Below are 2,837 nucleotides of genomic sequence, written 5' to 3' on the forward strand. Positions count from 1 at the left end.
GTGCTATTTTGTGCATTCTTGTGGCTATAGAAAAAAATCGGGATGATCCCAATCTGCATCGGGACGACCTCTCGGTAATGTCAATTCTTTTATCTTATTTTTTTGTGCTATTTTGTGCATTCTTGTGGCTATAGAAAAATATCGGGATGACAGGATTTGAACCTGCGACCTCTCGGTCCCGAACCGAACGCGCTACCGAACTGCGCTACATCCCGCTGGTGCAAAAATTTGAAAATCGTATTTGTTGTCAATGATTCGCTTTCGGATTCTTCTGCTCACGGATTTACACGGATTAAAAGGAAAAAAGACTTTAAAACAATTATCAAATATTTCCCGAATGAATTCTTCTTGCTTTTCTTATTTTCCTTCTCTCTTAGAGAAGGACAGCAAGTCTTCTTCGGCAGTTGCCGGATTCGCCCTGACAAGCAGGATGAGTTTAATACCGTTTTATAATTTTTCTTGACCTGATGTGGAACTGAAATTGCAGAGTTTCTCCAAATAAAATAAAAAATTGGAGATATTTATGAAAATTAAAATGATTTTATGTTTTTTACTGTTATCTGTTTTACTAATTTCTATTGAGATTAATATCGAATCTCCTGTTATTAAAGAGAACTCCTTTGCTAACGACTTGCCAACTTTGTTGACATCAGGTCAACCAAAAATCCCATATATTCCTGTAAAAATCCTTTTACCGATGGGGGAAAAAGTAAATTCTGTCGAAGTAGTTTTTCAACAAAATAGAAGTTCTCTTGAGAATATTTACATTGAACCTTGCAGGCAGATCCAACCAATCTCCGGTGCTTTCAAAATACCGGAAATTCCTGAAGATTGGACTGTTTATGGAAATGATGAATTTTTCCCGAAAGATGAATATAATATTTTAGGAACGCAGCGATTGAACGGTTTCGAGTTTCTTCTGATAAATCTTTATCCATTTAAATATAATCCACAAAAAGCTGAAATAATCTGGAATGAGAAAGCTGAAATATTGGTCATTACTGAATTTGATCATTTATTATATGAAGAGCAGAATAAATATTTACTTAAAAATGAAAGAACGGAAAACACGATTTCAAGGTTTGTAGAAAATCCCGAAGCATTAACTACTTATCGCAAACATTCTGTAAATCTCGAGAGAGATCTGCCTGATCCATCTGATCCTTATTCCATGATAATTATCACGAATGAAGATATCGAGCCGTTTCTTTCCGAATTTGTAGAATGGAAAAATGAAAGAGGAGTGAAAACAAAAGTGTTCTATACTTCAGAAATTTACGACTCGATGACCGGCAGGGATAATGCTGAAAAGATAAAGGATTTTATTAATTATGCTTATCTCGCTTATGCAGGAACGGAATTTCCACTCGAACATGTTATTCTTGGAGGTGATGACGAGATCATTCCTATTCGCGGAGTTTATATCAATACCGGACACGGAACTGTCGATCATAACCTGCCTTGTGATCTTTATTACAGTTGTCTTGATAATGATTGGGACGGAAATGGAAACGATGTTTTCGGGGAAGTTGAAGATAATGTAGATCTGCTTCCGGAAATTTCCATAGCCAGGATTCCTGCGGAAACGGAAGCAGAATTTTCCAACTTCTTTGATAAAACCTATTCCTATGTAGAAGATGCAACTGTAGGAAATGATATTGTTTATCTGGTTGGAGAGAATTTGAATTGGGATCCGCTTACCTGGGGCGGAGATTATAAAGATGAAGTTGCGGAAAGTGTGCCCTCCATGACAAATGATTATCATATTTTTACGCTTTACGACAGAGAAGGAACTTATAGCGGAAATGCAGTGAAAAATGCCATAGATTCCGGTTTGCATATTATCAATCATATGGGACATTCCAATGAATCTATTGTATTCGGGCAGAATTCCGGTTCGGTTAGTTCCTACACCAATACAGAATACGGTTTTGCTTATTCTCAGGGGTGCTATCCTGCTGCCTTTGACGAAGCAACGAGTCATCAGAGCGAATCGATTGCGGAAAACCTGGTGATCAGACAAAAAGGACTATTTGCTTTTGTAGGGAATACTCGTTATGGCTGGTATAGTCCCGGTGATACGAACGGTCCTTCTCAACCGTATGATATTACTTTTTTTGAAGCGATTTTCAATGATAATATTCGCGAATTGGGAAAAGCTCTTGCAGATTCCCGTATTGTAATGGTTAATCAGGCGCTGGAAAATGTTTATCTGCGCTGGGTTCATTATGAACTGGTATTATTTGGAGATCCTTCGGTACAGGTCAAGGAAGCGAACGGTAATTTTCCCTTCATCCAACCCGCTGAAGTAGTTTATGATGATGTTCAGGGTGATGGTGATGGAATTATTAATCCCGGAGAAACAATAGAGATTTATATCAGTTTGGAAAATCTGGAAGGTTGGGCGGATGCCACGGATGTTTCCGCAACTGTCGAATTTGAAGATGAAACCATTAATGTCATCCAGGATTATGCTTTTTACGGAAATATCGCAAACGGAAATAACCTTGGTTCTTCTCCTTTTATTATTCAGATTCCGCAGGATTGTAATTATGATTCCTATGAATTTTCTCTGGAAGTTAATTCTGAATTTGCAGGAAACATTATTTTCACAAAAACTTATAATCTGCATTTTGAAGTTTCTCTCTTCCAGCAGAACTGGCCCTGGAACTGCAATTGCGGAATCACTTCCAATCCCATCATCACTGATTTTGATGAAAACGGATCAAAAGAAGTGATGATAATTAATGCATTTGCTGATATAAGTCTGCTGAATTCCAATGCCGGACAACTTCCTGGATATCCTCTGCAAATAGACGGATCTATCTGGAAAAGTA

The 2,837-nt window shown here is 37.6% G+C and carries 1 protein-coding gene and 1 tRNA gene; one reads left to right on the plus strand and one right to left on the minus strand.

From position 1 onward, the window contains the following. Positions 1–141: 141 nt before the first annotated feature. Positions 142–215: transfer RNA gene (locus tag ENL20_08235), tRNA-Pro, on the minus strand. 308 nt (positions 216–523) lie between these two features. Between ENL20_08235 and ENL20_08240 the strand changes: the two genes are divergently transcribed. Next, the coding region (locus ENL20_08240; GenBank protein ID HHE38545.1) for a hypothetical protein at positions 524–2,837 on the plus strand (2,314 nt) is incomplete at its 3' end.

The sequence above is a fragment of the Candidatus Cloacimonadota bacterium genome, assembly GCA_011372345.1.
In the GTDB taxonomy this organism is placed as follows: Bacteria; Cloacimonadota; Cloacimonadia; order Cloacimonadales; family TCS61; genus DRTC01.